Source organism: Pseudomonas sp. RHF3.3-3 (genome assembly GCF_048069595.1).
In the GTDB taxonomy this organism is placed as follows: domain Bacteria; phylum Pseudomonadota; class Gammaproteobacteria; order Pseudomonadales; family Pseudomonadaceae; genus Aquipseudomonas; species Aquipseudomonas fuscovaginae_B.
Genome location: NZ_CP182250.1, coordinates 1,857,962 through 1,870,502, shown reverse-complemented (window position 1 = coordinate 1,870,502; position 12,541 = coordinate 1,857,962). Strand labels below are relative to the sequence as shown.

The following is a 12,541-nucleotide window of genomic DNA, read 5'->3' as shown; positions in this document are numbered from 1 at the left end:
GCAGATGCGAAAACGGCCCGGTTGATCCGGGCCGTTTTTTTTGCCCGCAAGAACCTCAGCCGGACACCTGCACAACCGCCTGCATCTGCTCCCGCAGCCACTTCAGCGCCGGGTCCCCTTCCCGACGCTGATGCCAGACAAAGATGAAATCGAACGCCGGAATCTCGAACGGCGGCGGCAAAACCACCAGCCGCTGTTGATCGATCGCCCGCAGGTTGCGCGAGGCCACGGTCAGGATCAGGTCCGTCCCGGCGATCAGTCCCGGCGCCACGCTCCAGTGCGGCAGGCTGATCGCCACCCGACGCCGCTGGTGGATCGCGCTCAGCGCACGTTCGATTTCCGCGGTGCCGCTGCCACGCATTTCCAGCAACACATGGGGCCGTGCCAGATACGCCTGAAGCCCCAGCCCCTCCTCCCCCGCCACACTCTCCCGGTCCACCAGGCAGGCATAGCGCTCGCGAAACAGATGGACGCTGCGCAGTTGCGGCGACAGGTCGGGAAAGACTCCCGCCGCCGCATCGATATCGCCATTGAGCAGCAACTCCAGCATGCCTTCGCGACTGGCCTGGGTGATCTGCAGGTCGATGCCCGGCGCCTGGCTACGCAGCACCGGCACCAGCCCCGGCAAGAGCATCGCTGCACCGTAATCCGACATGGCCAGGCGAAAGGTACGGCGGGCCGAGGCCGGATCGAATCCCGGCGGCGCCAGCAGGTCCTGCACCCGTTCCAGGGTATCGCGCAGCGGCTGGGCCAACGCCAAGGCCCGTGCCGTCGGCACCAGCGTGCCACCGACCCGCACCAGCAGCGGATCGCCGAGCAGGTCGCGCAGGCGAGCCAGGGCATGGCTGACCGCCGGCTGGCTCAAGTGCAGGCGCTGGGCAGCCCGGGTGACATGCTGCTCGGTGAGCAGCGCATCGAGAATCACCAGCAGGTTGAGATCGATACGACGAAGATCATTCATATCGTGCATCTTCAGGATACTTTCTTTGAATTTAAATTTTTACAACGAATACCCTAGCATGCTCTCTCGACAATAACCGCCCAATCCGGGCGATGCCTGTTGGAGAACGAACATGAATACCTTGAGTGGAATGGGACTGCTGGCCCTGGCCGCGATCGCCGGCGCGGTCGTGCCCTTTCAGAGTGCGATCAACGCCAATCTGGGGCGCGGCCTCGGCCATCCGTTGTGGGCGACCCTGGCCTCGCTGCTGGTCAGCCTGGCGGTGCTGCTGCCGGTGATGCTCGCCCTGCGCCTGCCCTTGCCAAACCTGACCTTCGCCGGCAAGGCACCGGCCTGGGTCTGGCTCGGCGGTGTGTTCGGCGTAGGCTTCGTGGCCCTGGCGGTGCTGCTGGTGCCGCGGCTGGGAGCCGGCGGCTTCGTGGCCCTGGCGCTGGCCGGGCAGGTCATCGCCTCGCTGATCCTGGACCATTTCGGCCTGTTCGGACTGGCGGCGCGTCCTGTCGACGGCGTACGCCTGGTCGGCGCCCTGCTGCTGATCGCCGGTGTGCTGACGGTTCAGATCGGCCCAGGCATCGTCGCTGGCACGGCGGCCAGTGCACGGCTTTGAAACGCTTCGCGGGCGAACCCGCTCCCACAATGGAACGCACGGTTCCCTTGTGAGAGCGGGCTGCCCGCGAAGAGGTGCTATCGGCTAGAACGCATTACGGAAGATCTCCTCGATCTGCCGCTGGTCCGCCGAACGCGGATTGGTCAGGCCACAGGCATCCTTGAGCGCATTGGCCGCCAGCACCGGAATATCCGGCAGCTTGGCCCCCAGCTCGCGCAGGCCGGCCGGGATTTCCACGTCCCCGGTCAGCGAACGGATCGCCGTAATGGCCGCCTGGGCGCCCTCCTCGGGACTCAGGCCGGCGACGTCGGCACCCAGCGCCCTCGCCACGTCGCTCAGCCGCTGCGGACAGACCGAGGCATTGAAGGCCTGCACATGGGGCAACAGCACCGCGTTGCACACGCCATGGGGCAAGTCATAGAAACCGCCCAACTGGTGCGCCATGGCATGCACATACCCCAGGGACGCGTTGTTGAACGCCATGCCCGCGAGGAATTGCGCGTAGGCCATGTTTTCCCGGGCCTTCAGGTCGGCACCGTCACGCACCGCCAGGCGCAGGTTGGCGCTGATCAGCTCGATGGCCTTGATCGCGCAGGCATCGGTGATCGGCGTCGCCGCCGTCGACACGTAGGCCTCGACCGCATGGGTCAGCGCATCCATCCCGGTCGCCGCCGTCAGCCCCTTGGGCATGGCGACCATCAACGCCGGATCGTTGACCGACAGCAGTGGGGTGACATTGCGATCGACAATCGCCATCTTCACATGCCGCGACTCGTCGGTAATGATGCAGAAACGGGTCATCTCACTGGCCGTACCGGCCGTGGTATTGATCGCCACCAGCGGCAACTGCGGCTTGGCCGAGCGATCGACCCCCTCATAGTCACGGATATGCCCGCCATTGGTGGCGCACAGGGCAATACCCTTGGCGCAGTCATGGGGCGAACCACCGCCCAGCGACACCACGAAATCGCACTTGCCGTCCTTGAGCGCGGCCAGGCCCTGCTCCACGTTGGCGATGCTCGGGTTGGGCTTGGCCCCGTCGAAGACCAGCGAGTCGATATCGCGCAGCGCCAGCGCCTCGGCGATCCGCGCCGCCACACCGGCCTTCGCCAGCCCGGCATCGGTCACGATCAACGCCTTGCGAAAGCCATGGTTGCGGATGGCATCCATCGCCTCGTCCAGGCAATCGATGCCCATGATATTCACGGCCGGAATGAAAAATGTGCTGCTCATGGCAAATCCTCTTGGCGTTGACCGGGGCTGCCTGCCCCGCGATGAGCACAGCATCGACCGCTTGCCCGTCAGGGTTGTTGATCTGGCTCAATGTCAGGTCGTGATAAAGTCGCCGCCTGTCCACCTTCTGCCCTTGAGACGACGAATAGCGATTATGGAACTCCAGGAATTTGATGCCGAACTTGAAGACTGGAACGCCGTGCGTGCCGACCTGCCCTTCACCGGGCTGTTGATCGGCAACGGCGCGAGCCTGGCGGTGTGGCCGGGCTTTTCCTATGACTCGCTGTTCGAGAACGCCCAGCGCACCAGGAACCGCCCGCTGGGGCTGAGCGAACTGGCGGTGTTCAAGACCCTGGAGACCAGCAGTTTCGAACTGGTGCTCAGCGCGCTGAAGAACACCATCAAGGTCAACGCCGCCCTGTCCATCAGCTCGTCCTCGCCGCGCAATCGCTACTTCGCGATCAAGGAAGCGCTGATCCATGCCGTGCGCGGCGTGCACATTCCCTGGAAGCTGGTGCGCCCCGAGAACCTGGCGCGGATCAACGCCGAACTGGGCAACTACCGCACGCTCTACTCCACCAACTACGACCTGCTCAACTACTGGGCGATCATGCAGGCACCGCAGCCGTTCAAGGACCTGTTCCAGAACGACGAGGCGACGTTCGACCTGGGCAACACCGAAACCCAGGGCACGCGCATCCTCTACCTGCACGGCGGCCTGCACCTGGTGAAGAACATCGATGGCAGCACACGCAAGCTGCTGTCCTCGGAGAGCACCCTGCTGGGCAGCTTCGCGGTCAACGCCCTGGGCGACGTGCCGCTGTTCGTCAGCGAAGGCAATGCCGAGGACAAGCTCAAGGCGATCCGCAACTCCGACTACCTGTCGTATTGCTACGGCCAGCTGTGCCAGCACCAGGGCGCCCTGTGCATCTTCGGCCACAGCCTGGGCGAACAGGACCGGCACATCGTCCAAGCCGTGCAAGACGCCGGCATCCAGACCCTGGCGATCTCGATCTACCCGCGCAGCAAGGCGTTCATCCAGCACCAGAAGCGCCACTACGCGAAGCTGTTCGTCGGCCATGCGGTGAACCTGCGCTTCTTCGACGCCAAGAGCCATCCGCTGGGTGCTCCGGAGCTGCTGGTCGCGCCCGAGGATTGAAGCCATTTCGCGGATAAATCCTGCGACCACAATGATCGTGCCGACGTAAAGCCCGGGTACAACACAAACGGTGGGAGCCGGCAACCACAAGGAACGGCAGTCAACCTCGGAAATAGCGGTTCGGCACCCGCCGCAAGCCGAGGTTTTCCCTCAGGCTGCGGCCCTCGTATTCACGGCGGAACAATCCCACCCGCTGCAACTGCGGCACCACTAGCTCGACAAAATCGTCGATGGCCCCCGGCAGATGGGTGAACAGCACATTGAAGCCATCAGCGGCCTCGGCCTCGTACCAGGCGGCCAGTTCGTCGACGATCTGCGCCGGCGTTCCCACCAGCACCTTGTGCCCACTGGCCGACAGGCTGCGCAGCAGTTGCGCCACGGTCGGCCGCTCGCGGCGGATCAACTCGATGACCAACTGCTGGCGGCTCTTGTGCCGCTCGGTCGACGGCAACTGCTCCGGCAACGGCACCGGGGCATCCAACGGCAATGCCGAAAGATCGAGGCCCAGATCGAGCAGATAGGACAGACCCTTGAGCTGCGCCTGCGGATCGAGCAGTTCCTGCAGGGCCTGGTACTTCTCCTCGGCCTCACTGAGGGTACGCCCGATCGTCGGCGCAATGCCGGGGAAAATCTTCAACGCCGCCTCATCACGTCCGTAACGCGCCAGACGATTCCTCAGATCGGTGCAGAACGCCTGCCCTTGCTCCAGCGTCTGCTGGGCAGTGAACACCAGCTCCGCCGTCCGCGCCGCCAGCTCGCGGCCGGCCTCGGATGAGCCGGCCTGGGCAATCACCGGCCAGCCCTGTAACGGCCGTGGTGCATTCAGCGGCCCGTGCACCTGGAAGTGCCGGCCCTGATGCTCCAGCACCCGCATTTTCGTTACATCGAGCCAGATCCCCGAAGCCTTGTCCCGCACGAAGGCATCGTCGGCCCAACTGTCCCACAGCCCGCTGACCACATCGAAGAACTCCTGTGCCCGCTGGTAACGCTCGGCGTGCTCCAGGTGTTCGTCACGATTGAAGTTCTCGCCGCCGATCAGCGCCGTCACCAGGTTCCAGCCGGCCCGGCCGCCAGACAGGTGATCCAGCGAGGCGAAGGTCCGCGCGAGGTTGTAGGGCGCGTTGTAGCTGGTGTTGGCCGTGGCGACCAGGCCGATATGCCGGGTGGTCATCGCCAGCGCCGGCAACAGGGTCAGCGGGTCCCAGCGCAGGCTGTGGGAGCTGCGGGCCAGGACCTGCGGATCGAGGCTGCCGACCGCCACGTTGTCGTTGAGGAACAGCGCATCGAAGCGCCCACGCTCCAGGGCCTGGGCATAGTCGACATAGCGCTGCACGTTCAGCGAGGCATCGGCATCCGCCTCAGGATGCCGCCAACTGGCGCCATGGGCACCGGAGCCCGACAGAAACCCGCCAAGGCGAATCTGCCCGGCTCGTCTAGCCACGGCTGGAACCCTCGGCCAGCGCCTGCGCCGCCGGCACCCGCAACAGGCCGCTGACCAGCGCCCAACCGGCCAGTACCACCAGTGCGAGGAACAGCATCACCGCACGATAGCCCTGGATAAAGGCGCCTTGCACGTCATCCAGCGGCTGCCCGGAAAAAGCGTGGTAGATGCCTACCCCGAGCGCCAGCCCGAGGCCGCCGCCGATATTGTGCAGGGTCATCAGCGAACCCATGGCCACCGACGAGACGTTCTGCGGCACCGAGGAAATGCCCAGAACCGTCGACGGGCCGAGAATGCTGGCCCACCCCAGGCCCATGACCACGAATGCGGCCAACAGGTAGGCCAGCGACGTCTGCCGGTCGAACCCGGCCTGCAGCAGCGCCGAGAGCAGGAACAGCGACAGCCCGGCCTTGATCAGCAACGCCGGGCCTTTCCTGTCCACCAGCCGCCCCACCACTGGCGACAGCACCGCCACGCCCAGCGTCGTCGGCAACAGCAACAGACCGCTGGCCTGCACGCTTTCACCACGGACCAGCGCCAGGTACAGCGGCATGACGAAAAAGGCCACGCAGTAGAACACCGCCAGGCTGAAACTGGCGACCACCCCGGCGACGAAGCGCCGGTTGGCGAACAACTGCAGGTCGATGATCGGTGCCGCCACGCGTTTCTCCACCGCGACGAAGGCCGCCAGCGCCAGCACCGCCAGGGCGATCAGCCCCAGGGTCAGGGGCGAACTCCAGCCCCAGGCCGCGCCCTGGACGATCACCAGGACCAGACCCGGCAGGCCGATCAGCAGCAGTGCCGCGCCGAACCAGTCGAGCCGGGCGCCCTCCTCCTGCGAACGCGATTCGCTGACGCTGAAACCGCTGATGCCCAGGCTCAGCAGGACGAAGGGCACGTTGATCAGGAAGATCCACTGCCAACCGAAGGCGCTGGTGATCAGCCCGCCGAGCACCGGTCCCACCGCCAGTCCCACCCCGTTGACCCCGAACAGAATGCCGAAGGCCTTGCCCTGCTCGGTACTGTCGAAAGTATTGGCGACGATCGCCCCCGAGGCGGTGTAGAGCACCGCACAGGCGGCGCCCTGGAGGATCCGCGCGGCGATCAGCAGATCGATGTCACTGGCCAGCCCGGCCCCCAGGGAGGCCAGCCCGAATACGCTCAAGCCGATGAACAGCACCCGCTTGCGCCCGTGCAGGTCGGCCAGCCGGCCCACCAGCACCATGAAACTCGACAGCGCCAGGATGAATCCGTTGATCACCCATTGCAGGCTGTCCACCGATGCCTGGAGATCGGCCTGCAGGGCCGGCAGCGCGGTGTTGACGATGGTGAAATCGACGCAGCCGAGAAAACTGGCAATGCTCACGCCGAGCAATGCCCACCATTTGCGTTGCTGTTGCGCAAAAACGCCCATGGGGAAACTCCTTTTTTCAGTTGAATATCGGGAGACCTTGTCGATGCCTTCGCGGGCAAGCCCGGCTCCTGCAGGCCAGTGAGTACGCAAGCCTCATGTACGACGCCAACCTGTAGGAGCCGGGCTTGCCCGCGAAGAGGCCCGCACGGTCCCCACACCAGGACTCAAATGGCAATCGCGCTACTGGACCAGTTCGGATGCACGATCCCCGGCAAGGTGAACGGAATCGGAATCCCGCGCTTCTTGAACTTCAGCGGCAGCCAGCGCACCCGGTCCGGGCTGTGGGGGGCGATCAGCAGGTCGCGGCTGGTCGCCATCGCCGCCGTCATCTGCTGCGGGTACAGCACATAGTGATAACCCTCATCCGCCCACAGCGGCAGGATGATCGGGATCTCTTCGAGAATGTATTCGCGGCACTGGGCCGCGGCCTTTTCAAGGTCGGCGTGTTCGTCACGCAGGCGCAATCGCTCGGTGAACACGCCGATGGTCTCGTCGATGGCCGCGCGCAGTTCCTCGCGGGTCCGGTAGACCTCGTCCAGTTGCTGGCGCAGTTCGGCATAGCGGTCACTGGCCAGTTCCTGGTTCCAGCGGGTGACGTGATACGGCACCCGCAAGCCGTCGAGAATGCCCTGGTTGCGGGCCAGCCAGGCATCGCCATCGCGGATCGATGCCGACAGCGCCTCGCCCGGCGACTTGCCGTGCTTGTTGTGGCGCTGCAGGGTGTCGGCCACCACCACCTTCACATGGCTGAAGCCGGACTGGTTGATCAGGTGGATGGTGGAACGCAGTTTCTGGTCCTCGTGGTACTCCTGGCCGACGCTGACCGCCAGCACCACGCGCTTGCCGTCGAACTCATGCTCTTCGCCGCCCTTGTTGAAATACGCCTTGAGGTTGATCTCTTGCACAGTGCTCATGGGTTTAGCTCCAGTAGGCCAAAGGCTGGTTTTCGCCGTAGTAACCGATAAAGACGCCGAGGGTGATCCGTGTACTGGTGGCCGACGGGCGCACCGCATGGATCAGCCGCGGGTTGAGCAGGATCAGGTCGCCGGGTTCCGGCTTGACCACGAAATCCGGCGGTGGCAGCAGGTGGCGCTCGATGCCGTAGGCACGTTCGCCACGCAGGCGCCTGTACTCCTCCTCGTCGGGCTCGATGCCCCAGATCTCCAGCTCGCCACCGTCCTCGGGGATCTGCAGGTAGATGTTGGTGGACAGTTGGCTCAGCAATTGCCGGCCATGCCCCGGCGGCGTGTTGCGTTCCAGGTCGTCGGTATGCGGCGTGAGGTCGACCCCCGAGCCCTGGAAACGGGCAATGCCGACGAAGCATTTCTGCCCCTCGACCTGCAGCAGGTGCGCACCGCTGGGCCAGACCTCATCCAGCAGCAGGCGCAGTTCGTCGATGGGCGAGGCCAACGGCCGGAACAGGTTGCGGATCCTGCGGATGTTGGGCAGCGCCAGCGCGTGGTACTCGGCCCGGCTCTGCTCGTCGTCGATCTCGATATAGGCCTTGCCGACCCGGACGAACTCGTTCTGCCCACTGAAGGCACTCTTGAGACCGGCGAGCTTGTCCCTGGCCAGTTGCAGGGTGTCCGGCGGGCAGAAGCCCTTGAGCTGGACACCATAGGAGCGTTTCTCCACAACATCGACGATATGTCGGGCCTCGAGCTGTTCGGCAGTGGTCACGGTAAACATGAAACCCCCTTCAATTCCCTGAAAGTGATGGACTGGATACAGACGTGTTGAAGCGTTGATCGAAATGCTGGTCGGCCTTGAATGCGGCCTGAATGACGCCCTCCTCCCGATACAGGTCGGCGGTGTGTTGCACGTCGTCGATCACCGTCGGCCCGACATCGATGCGATGGGCCTGGGCGAAGCGATTGGAACGTTCGTGGATTTCCAGCGGCAGGCCGCTATAGCCGGCCTGGATCGCGGAAAAGCCTTGCTGGTGGGCATTGGCCCAGTCGTAGGCACGGGCCAGGCGACGCAGGAAGTCGTCGATCTGCGCCGGCTTGTCGCGAATCGCCGCGTCATTGGCCACCAGCAGCATGTGCCCGGCGAACAGCCCGGCACCACTGACCAGCACCCGCGTGCCGCCTTCGAGCCGGACCATGCTTGTATAGGGGTCCCAGGTCGACCAGGCATCGGCCTGGCCGTTGGCGAGCAAGGTCCGCGACTCGCCCGGGGCGAGGAAGATGAACTGCGCATCGCCCGCGTGCAGCCCCGCCGAACGCAGCGCCGCCAGGGCCAGGAAATGACCGATGGAACCGCGGGTGGTGGTGATGCGCCGGCCCTTGAGATCGGCGGCGTCCTTGAGCGGCGAGTCGTCCCTGACCACGATGGCCACGGCAGTCGGGGTGACGTTGACCTTGATCACCCCGACGGTTTTCAGCGGCGCGCCGGCCGCGGTGGCGAACACGAACGGCGCATCCCCCAGGCTACCGAGGTCCACCGCGCCGGCCGCCAGGGCTTCGGCGGTAGGCGCGGCAGCGGCGAACGAGGCGAACTCGATCGGGTACGGCAGGTTGTCCAGTTCGCCGGCCGCCTGCAGCAGGATCTTCAGCGACTGCTTCTGGCTGGAGACCCGCAGCGGTTCGGCGGCCTGGGTCGCGCCGCAGAGCAGCAGCACCGCCAGCAAGCCGGCCAACCGTGTATCGGCGCGCAGATTCATCATCAGAACGCCAGGCTGATACGGCTGTAGTAGTACCCGCCACCCAGCCCGTACGGCGAAAACATGCCGTACTCGTAGGTGCCGGCCCAGGCCTTGAGGCCGATCTTGTCCGGGTACACGTCGAACAGGTTGTTCGCCCCCACCGCCACCGTCAGGTTCTGATTCACGTCATAGGCCACGTCCAGGTCGGTGATCCACTTGGCGCTGTAGGTGCGGTCGTCCGAGGGTTTGTTCGCGCCCTCGGTGTACTCGCCGAAACGGGTCAGTTGCAGGTTGGTGGTCCAGTTGCCGAGCTTGTAGTTGCCGGACAGGATCCATTTGTCCTTGGGCGTCGCCTTGGTCAGGTCGATCTGTTGCTGGCGGTCGAACAGCACGTACTGCGAGCCCAGGCTGGCCAGCGCCGCCGGGGTGTCGGCAAGGCTGCGGATGGTGGTCTTGTTGCGGTTGTAGGCCACGCTCCACTTCGCCGCACCGTACTCGCCGAAGGATTGGCTGTAGTCCGCCACCACATCGAGCCCCTTGGTCCGGGTGTCGGCGGCGTTGGCGTAGTACTGCCCGGCCAGGTTCGGCGACAGGCCGTTGTTGACCAGGATCTGCGAGACCGCCGGGCCGCTGAGGATGCCGGTCTGCAGGATCCGCTTGTCGATGTCGATCAGGTAGAAGTCCGCCGTCAAGCGCAGGCGCTCCGCCGGCTCGGCGGTCAGGCCGATGCTGTAGTTGCGCGAGGTTTCCGGCTCCAGGTCCTTGGCCCCCAGCGCACGGCCTTCGGGCGAGTCCGGACGCATCTGCTTGGTGCGCACGTTGGTGGTGCTGCCGCTGGTGAACTGGGTCACGGTACTGGTGGTGGAGAACACGCTCTGGGCCAGGGACGGAGCCCGGAAGCCATTACTGACCGCCGCCCGCACGGCATAACCCGGCAGGAACTCGTAGCGGGTGGTGAGCTTGCCGCTGGCGGTTTCACCCACCCCGAGGTTGTACTTCTCGTAACGGGCGGCTGCGCCCACATACCACTTGGACGTGATGTTCAGGCCCAGGTCGATATAGGCCGCATCGCTGTGACGCTGCAACGAATAGGCGTCTTCCGGGGTCGTGCCGTTGACCGAGAACAGCCCCGGGTCCGGCACCCGGCCGGCAAACGGTCCGGTGGTCGGCACGTAGCTGCCAAAGTTGTAGGCGTTCGGTTCGCCTTCCTCCAGGGCATACTTCTCCCAGCGGTGCTCGATGCCGAAGGAGGTTTCCAGCGGGCTGCTCCAGCCGATGTCCAGCGCGCGACTGAAGTCCAGGTTGGTGGTCCACTGGTCGAAGATCAGGTTGCCCAGGTGGAAGTCATGCTGGCTGTAGGGGCCGTTGGAGATGTTCAGGTTGTTGGCCGTATCCAGTACCGCGCGATCCTTGCCGTAGGTGCTGCTCAGGTCCCAGTCCCAGTCACCGACCAGGCCCTTGGCACCACCGGCGATCTGGAAGTCGACCTCGTGGATCTCGCGCCGGGCCTGGCCGCCGTCGGGGTACGGTGCGCCGGGAATGCCGGCCAGGCTGGTAATGTCGGTCGGCCGGCGGTGGCCGAGGTCCTTGTTGCTGTTGCGGTAGCTGAGGGTGGAAAACGAGTACAGCTTGAGGTCGTTCTCCAGCGGCAGCTCCAGGTTGTAGGCCAGGCTGCTGGTGCGGTCACGACCCAGGCCGTACTCGCCGCCCCAGCCGTGCCGGTTGCTTTCCCGCGGATCGGGCGAGCCGTCAGCCTGATTGAAGTACAACTGGCCGCTGGCGGCGGCGGCGCGCTCGTAGGGTTCCTGGAGCTTGCCGTCGAACGACAGATTGAAAAAGCCGCCGTTCTCGCCGAGAGTCGTCCCCCAGTTGACCGCTTCGTGGCCGGTGGCACCGTCACCGTCGTAGTACTGGCCCACGGTGGTGTCGGAAGTGAGGCCGTCGGCGTTGCGCTTGAGAATGATGTTGATCACCCCGGCGATCGCATCCGAACCATACTGCGCTGCCGCACCGTCGCGCAGCACTTCGATGCGTTCGATGGAGGCGGTGGGAATCAGGTCGAGGTCGACCGGCACCGAGGCGTTGCCGACCCGCGCGCCGTTGTTGATCAGCGCCGAGTTGTGCCGGCGCTTGCCGTTGACCAGGATCAGCACCTGGTCGCCGCCCAGGCCGCGCATGCTCACGCCGCGGACCAGGAAGGCGGTGCCGCCGCCATTGATGGTCGGGACGTTGAACGAGGGCAGCAGGCGCCCGAGCATCTCCTTCAGGCCGTTCTGGCCGATGGTGCGCAGTTGCTCGCCGCTGATCACGTCGATCGGTGCCGGGCTGTCGGTGACCGTACGCTGCTGGCTGCCGCGCACCCCGGTGACGACCACGGTGTCGAGGGTCGGATCAGCGGCGAACAGCGCCTGGGACGTCGCCAGGCTGAGCAGCGCGGCGCCGAACGGCGCGGCAAGGCGGGTGTTGCCAAAAGAACTGGAAACCATGACTCGAATATCCTTCCTGTGGATCGGCTCAGCGCGCCTTGGCGGCAACGGTCTCGACTTCGATCAGCGCACCGGGCAGTACCAGCCCGGCCACCTGCACCGTGGTGCGGGCCGGCTTAAGCGGCTGTTTGTCGGTCCCGAAGAATTCGCGGAAGGCGGTTTGCAGGCCGTCGAAATCCAGCTTGCCGCCCAATGCCGGGTCGCCCACCAGGTAGATGCGCAACTGCACCACATCGCCCAGCCCCAGGCCCTGGCTGGCGAGGATCGTCTCGACCTTGCGCAGCACCGCGCGGGCCTGGCTCTCGGTGTTGCCGGCGGCCCGGATCTGCTCCTTGGCGGCCTTGGGATCGACCGGGTCGGGCAGCAGCCCGGAGAGATAGGTGACTTCGGCGTTGCCCGGCAGGGTCACCGATTGCAGGATCGGCGAATTCGGATAGGTGGATGGCACCCGTTGGATCGAGGCGGCTTGCGAGCCGCTCGCGGCGAATAGGATCCCCAACCCCAGCAAGGCTTTCTTGAACGACATAAGGACACTCCAAGGTATGTTTTATGCCGGCCTCGGAGGTCCGCTACCCGGCAAATCGGTGTGGCTG

Annotated in this window: 11 protein-coding genes; 2 read left to right on the top strand and 9 right to left on the bottom strand. The window is 65.3% G+C overall.

Annotated features, from left to right (window positions below):
* Nucleotides 1–55 precede the first annotated feature (55 nt).
* Nucleotides 56–970, bottom strand: a complete 915-nt coding sequence (locus tag ACMGT0_RS08510; RefSeq protein WP_416772200.1) for a LysR family transcriptional regulator — start codon at nt 968–970, stop codon at nt 56–58.
* 103 nt (nt 971–1,073) lie between these two features.
* Here ACMGT0_RS08510 and ACMGT0_RS08505 point away from each other — a divergent pair, with 103 nt between their 5' ends.
* A complete protein-coding gene (locus ACMGT0_RS08505; protein WP_054063986.1) occupies nt 1,074–1,568 on the top strand; it encodes a DMT family transporter in 495 nt (164 codons plus the stop codon).
* Nucleotides 1,569–1,652: 84 nt separating this feature from the next.
* On the opposite strand, the gene yiaY is transcribed toward ACMGT0_RS08505, so the two are convergent.
* Nucleotides 1,653–2,801 carry an L-threonine dehydrogenase gene (gene yiaY, locus ACMGT0_RS08500; protein WP_416772198.1) on the bottom strand — a complete coding sequence of 383 codons (1,149 nt, stop codon included), beginning with the start codon at nt 2,799–2,801 and terminating at the stop codon, nt 1,653–1,655.
* A gap of 154 nt (nt 2,802–2,955) precedes the next feature.
* Here yiaY and ACMGT0_RS08495 point away from each other — a divergent pair, with 154 nt between their 5' ends.
* Nucleotides 2,956–3,960 carry a DUF4917 family protein gene (locus ACMGT0_RS08495; RefSeq protein ID WP_416772196.1) on the top strand — a complete coding sequence of 335 codons (1,005 nt, stop codon included), beginning with the start codon at nt 2,956–2,958 and terminating at the stop codon, nt 3,958–3,960.
* A 100-nt stretch (nt 3,961–4,060) separates the two neighbouring features.
* Here ACMGT0_RS08495 and ACMGT0_RS08490 read toward each other — a convergent pair whose 3' ends face one another.
* The 7 genes from ACMGT0_RS08490 to ACMGT0_RS08460 form a co-directional block, all read right to left on the bottom strand.
* Nucleotides 4,061–5,401, bottom strand: coding sequence for an LLM class flavin-dependent oxidoreductase (locus ACMGT0_RS08490; RefSeq protein WP_416772194.1), 1,341 nt, complete (start codon nt 5,399–5,401; stop codon nt 4,061–4,063).
* Nucleotides 5,394–6,815: an MFS transporter gene (locus tag ACMGT0_RS08485; RefSeq protein ID WP_416772192.1), complete on the bottom strand. Its 1,422-nt coding sequence runs from the start codon at nt 6,813–6,815 to the stop codon at nt 5,394–5,396. Before ACMGT0_RS08485 ends, ACMGT0_RS08490 begins: the two co-directional genes overlap by 8 nt.
* 164 nt (nt 6,816–6,979) lie before the next feature.
* Nucleotides 6,980–7,729: a tRNA-dependent cyclodipeptide synthase gene (locus ACMGT0_RS08480; RefSeq protein ID WP_054061371.1), complete on the bottom strand. Its 750-nt coding sequence runs from the start codon at nt 7,727–7,729 to the stop codon at nt 6,980–6,982.
* Between the two features lie 4 nt (nt 7,730–7,733).
* The gene (locus tag ACMGT0_RS08475; protein WP_054061370.1) at nt 7,734–8,504 is read right to left on the bottom strand and encodes a 2OG-Fe(II) oxygenase; all 771 of its coding nucleotides are present in this window, start codon (nt 8,502–8,504) and stop codon (nt 7,734–7,736) included.
* A 10-nt stretch (nt 8,505–8,514) separates the two neighbouring features.
* On the bottom strand, nt 8,515–9,483 hold the full coding sequence (locus ACMGT0_RS08470) for an aliphatic sulfonate ABC transporter substrate-binding protein (protein WP_239688158.1): 969 nt from the start codon (nt 9,481–9,483) through the stop codon (nt 8,515–8,517).
* Entirely contained in the window at nt 9,483–11,948 is a 2,466-nt protein-coding gene (locus ACMGT0_RS08465) for a TonB-dependent receptor plug domain-containing protein (protein ID WP_054063981.1), read from the bottom strand. Before ACMGT0_RS08465 ends, ACMGT0_RS08470 begins: the two co-directional genes overlap by 1 nt.
* Before the next feature lie 28 nt (nt 11,949–11,976).
* Nucleotides 11,977–12,474, bottom strand: a complete 498-nt coding sequence (locus ACMGT0_RS08460) for a RidA family protein (protein WP_054061367.1) — start codon at nt 12,472–12,474, stop codon at nt 11,977–11,979.
* Nucleotides 12,475–12,541: the final 67 nt, after the last annotated feature.

Coding starts and splice junctions, on each gene's coding strand:
- yiaY (WP_416772198.1), bottom strand. CDS start 2,801: ATGAGCAGCACATTTTTCATTCCGGCCGTGAATATCATGGGCATCGAT.
- ACMGT0_RS08510 (WP_416772200.1), bottom strand. CDS start 970: ATGCACGATATGAATGATCTTCGTCGTATCGATCTCAACCTGCTGGTG.
- ACMGT0_RS08475 (WP_054061370.1), bottom strand. CDS start 8,504: ATGTTTACCGTGACCACTGCCGAACAGCTCGAGGCCCGACATATCGTC.
- ACMGT0_RS08465 (WP_054063981.1), bottom strand. CDS start 11,948: ATGGTTTCCAGTTCTTTTGGCAACACCCGCCTTGCCGCGCCGTTCGGC.
- ACMGT0_RS08480 (WP_054061371.1), bottom strand. CDS start 7,729: ATGAGCACTGTGCAAGAGATCAACCTCAAGGCGTATTTCAACAAGGGC.
- ACMGT0_RS08495 (WP_416772196.1), top strand. CDS start 2,956: ATGGAACTCCAGGAATTTGATGCCGAACTTGAAGACTGGAACGCCGTG.
- ACMGT0_RS08470 (WP_239688158.1), bottom strand. CDS start 9,483: ATGATGAATCTGCGCGCCGATACACGGTTGGCCGGCTTGCTGGCGGTG.
- ACMGT0_RS08485 (WP_416772192.1), bottom strand. CDS start 6,815: ATGGGCGTTTTTGCGCAACAGCAACGCAAATGGTGGGCATTGCTCGGC.
- ACMGT0_RS08460 (WP_054061367.1), bottom strand. CDS start 12,474: ATGTCGTTCAAGAAAGCCTTGCTGGGGTTGGGGATCCTATTCGCCGCG.
- ACMGT0_RS08505 (WP_054063986.1), top strand. CDS start 1,074: ATGAATACCTTGAGTGGAATGGGACTGCTGGCCCTGGCCGCGATCGCC.